The sequence below is a fragment of the Bacillus sp. LL01 genome (genome assembly GCF_001037965.1).
Genome location: NZ_LFEL01000196.1, coordinates 1 through 3,904, shown reverse-complemented (window position 1 = coordinate 3,904; position 3,904 = coordinate 1). Strand labels below are relative to the sequence as shown.

The following is a 3,904-nucleotide window of genomic DNA, read 5'->3' as shown; positions in this document are numbered from 1 at the left end:
CGTTCATGCATTTGCATACCTACACTTCCTGCTGTTGCATGGAAGAAACTACCGTGCGGAAGATGATCAAGGACGGTTGCGCCGGCATGAACCATCGCAGCACCGGCAAGACCGGCAACGCCTAACTCAAGCAACGTTGCGCCAAACACGCTACTTGCTACAGCTGAACCTGCTGTCGTTGATGCTGTAGCTGCTGACATGAATATCCCTGAAGCAGGTGCAAGGGCATAAGCTGGCAAGCCTAGGCCATCAAGACCGTTAATAAGCACATCTCTCAAGCCTGAATTTGAGATAATACCAGCAATTGCTCCCGTTCCTATTAGTAAAATCGCAACACCTGACATTTTATTTAAACCAGAAATAGCGTATTGATTCATCATTTTAAATTTACCCATCACAAGTGCACCAATCAATCCACCTAAAGGTAAGGCGATCATTGGATCGACCACAATATCAAATAGTGGCCGCAACATTAACAGCACAATTGCTACAAGTGGAGCTACGATGGCAGCCGCAAATGATGGTGCCCCCGCAGCATTCTTTGATTCGACCTCTTCTAACTGAACGGCTGAACCTTTTTTAGAGAGACGCTTTGCAATAAAATAAGTAGCCGTCACACCAAATGCAGCTGGAATAATCCCTGCTGCCATAACCGATGTAAGTGGTACATTGAATGCTTCTGATACAGCAATCGTATTTGGATTAGGACTCATAATATTTCCTGCTTTACCGCCACCAATCATCGCAAGCAAAATCGCAGTTTTTGATAAGCCCGCTTGGCTCGCAATTGCTAATGCAATAGGTGCTACAGTAATAACGGCCACATCAACAAAAACTCCAACTGCTGTTAAAATCATTGTGGCAATAGCTAGTGCTAGTAGCGCACGAGTTTGTCCCACCTTTTTGACAATCCCCTCAGCAATGGTCGCTGCTGCTCCCGATTCAATTAAAACCCCAGCCAACACACCAGCTGCCAATATCCTTAGTACTGCAGGAATAATTCCACCTGCTCCACCAATCATCAAGTCAACCGTATCAATCACCGATGCTCCGCCTACAAGTCCACCTACTAATGCACCTGTCATTAGCGCATATACAGGTGGTATTTTACGTAAAATCATTACGATTGCAATGATTAACCCTAATAAGGCTCCAATAGCTGTTACTTGCACATCCATCATTTTCTCCCCCTCACAACATTGCTCCCCTCTATTGTAAGCGTTTTCTACTCTTCATTCATTGTGCACTTAAACTAAATAACCCTTTAATATCTAAAGTGTTTTTAGTCATGTGCACAATATAGCTACTTTGAATTCGAATCGAATTGATCTATTTTCAAACTAATATACAGCTCAAGTAGGGATTGGAGGTTTCTTGGGTCTTTTTTAGTGATGTCGGCAATTCGTTGCAGGCGGTATTGAATCGTGTTTCTATGAACAAAGAGAGAGGATGCCACTTGTTGTATTTCACCGTTTTCTTCGATATATTTTTGTAGCGTTTGCATTAGCTGAATCGATAAATCATCCTTCTTCAATGTTAAAATTACTTTCTTTAAATGCTCCGCATCTGATAATCGATAGATGCGATACAACCAAACGTCTAATAACAGATCTTCATATCTATGTATTCTTGTATTTGAGTCACGAAGCTTTCCTACTTGCAACGAATCAAAAGCTTGTTGATAAGATGTGGATAACTCTTGTATGGTGTCAATCATCATTCCACAACCTATTTCTAGCTCGTATCTTTGAACGATCTGAATCAGCTTCTCTTTATTTATTCTTCTTCCTTCAAGCAAGAAAAGGATATATTGATCTTTTTGAATCTGAATTGGCTCTCCATGTGCTTTTAACAGTTCTTTCAATGCTTCTTTTTGTTGTTCTTCTTTAGAACGGTTTAACGAATGTGGTGCTTCTATATAAAGAACTTCACACGGAAATTCAATCACCAATCCGAGCGATTCAGCTCTCGTTAAAAACAAGTTCCAATTATCTACTTTCCCTTCAACAACTTGTCTAACTAATTCTTCTTTGTGACGAGTATCCCATTGGAGTTCAGCCGTTAAGAACGCTTGGCTTAACGAAAGTTCCGCCGCCATTTTGACTAACTTGCCATACCCTCGAATATCCTCAAGTGGTCCTGTCACCCCAATAACACCAACAATTTCTCCATTAAATGTAATAGGCAGGTTAATCCCCGTCTTTGTCCCTTTCAGCCTTATTACATCCTCATCGCTCACTTCTACTTCCGCCCCTTTAGCAATAGCTTCTACTGCTCCAGCGTGTAATTCATACAACCGACTTTCATCTCCACTCCCAATAATAATACCGTCTTTATCCATCACATTTACGTTGTAGCCAATAATCTCAATTGTCCGCTCTACGATTTCTTGTGCTAATAACTTTGTTAACATCTCTCCACCTCGTTTGCCTTCTGCTTATACCTTTAATCTACATAACAAACCCTCCTAGATAAACAGTGTACTGCTCTAGGAGGGTGGACCTTGTCACTATTATAAACCAAGAATATCTACATCTTTAAGGTTCATTGATCGATTAAGTTGAATTTGATTCTTATATGAGTTGGTACGTGATCGTAGTGAATTGATTGCCACCGTTCTTTTATATTGAACTTCATTCAACTGAAAGAATGGTGAAGTAGAAAAAACATGATCATCCATTACGATGAGTTCAATTTCCTGCCAACCTTCATACTCTGCTCCGAATACATTTTCCTGTATAATGAAACGATTATCATAACCTGATTGGTGAAGTTCTTCCTCATTCATTACTAATTCTAATAATTGATCATGCTTTTCAGTAAGCTCAGGAGTCTCTTCATGAGAAATAAATGGGAGCACTCGCTCTCCTTCCTCCCATAAATAAACCTTCATCTTCTCTGAAATATCTGAACTCGGCAACTGATCAAATTGGAATGAATTCATCTGATTCGTAGCGCTTTCAGTTGGTTGGCCACAAGCGACCAAACCAAGTATGCAAAGCCCCACTAGCAAGCTTAAATACCCCTTCATCCTTCATACCTCCATTAAAAAACTTTGATATACATTGTAAAAATAACTAAGAATCTATACCCTTCCAACAAGGAATTAAACCAAAATCTCCAAAATAAGGCGGATAACCTACAAATTTCTACATAGTTTACCCTACAATAGTACCATTATCCTGATAACCCATAAAAAAACCACCGATAAGTCGAATACTCATCGGCGGCATTRTTTATTGATAAGGAGCCTTACCTTTTGCTCCCCACCAAAACAATAGAGCTATACAGATTATCACAATCAAAAGAGGCGCAATCATAATTAAGAAAAAATCCATTCTTATCCTCCTTACTTTTTACCTTGTACATATTTGTTATCAAACAAAAATAATCTCATCAATAGATATAAAGAAGGGATCAAGAGGAACAAGCCAGCTATAAAGGCAATAATAAGCGCAATCGCCATTGCCTCGTTTGTAAAACCATCATAGATCGTGAGGTGCGGATATAGAAGATATGGCAAATGAGATGCTCCATATCCATAGAACGCAGTCGCGAACTGTAACATGACAAAGATAAACGAAAGCCCTAAGTTCTTCTCTTTCCAAATATAATACACAGCTCCTAAAAAGAAGAGAAAAGATAAACTAAACATCCAAGCAAGGTCTACCATATTCTCAAAGTGAGTAGGATTATGTTCGTTTAAGGCAAAGAACACAAGTATACTTGCCATGATCGTTGGGAAACTCCAAAATAACGCATATCCATCTTCTTTATTGCTATCTGTCAGTAATACAACCTGCTTCAGCTTCACTTCCGGTTCGTTGGATTTCTGTTTGTAGCCATCATATTTATACGTTGCCAAAGGGATGGATTCCCCTAATGCATGAGCAGCGTCGAATAC

General features: G+C 39.7%; 4 protein-coding genes. All 4 read right to left on the bottom strand.

What is annotated here, in order from left to right:
- Window positions 1-1,178: SLC13 family permease (locus tag AB685_RS27795; RefSeq protein ID WP_047973841.1), on the bottom strand; the 1,178-nt coding region annotated here is incomplete at its 3' end.
- A gap of 125 nt (window positions 1,179-1,303) precedes the next feature.
- Window positions 1,304-2,413, bottom strand: a complete 1,110-nt coding sequence (locus AB685_RS27790; RefSeq protein WP_047973840.1) for a sugar diacid recognition domain-containing protein — start codon at window positions 2,411-2,413, stop codon at window positions 1,304-1,306.
- A 99-nt stretch (window positions 2,414-2,512) separates the two neighbouring features.
- A complete protein-coding gene (locus AB685_RS27785) occupies window positions 2,513-3,031 on the bottom strand; it encodes a hypothetical protein (RefSeq protein WP_047973839.1) in 519 nt (172 codons plus the stop codon).
- A gap of 318 nt (window positions 3,032-3,349) precedes the next feature.
- Window positions 3,350-3,904: cytochrome d ubiquinol oxidase subunit II (locus tag AB685_RS27780; RefSeq protein ID WP_241773401.1), on the bottom strand; the 555-nt coding region annotated here is incomplete at its 5' end.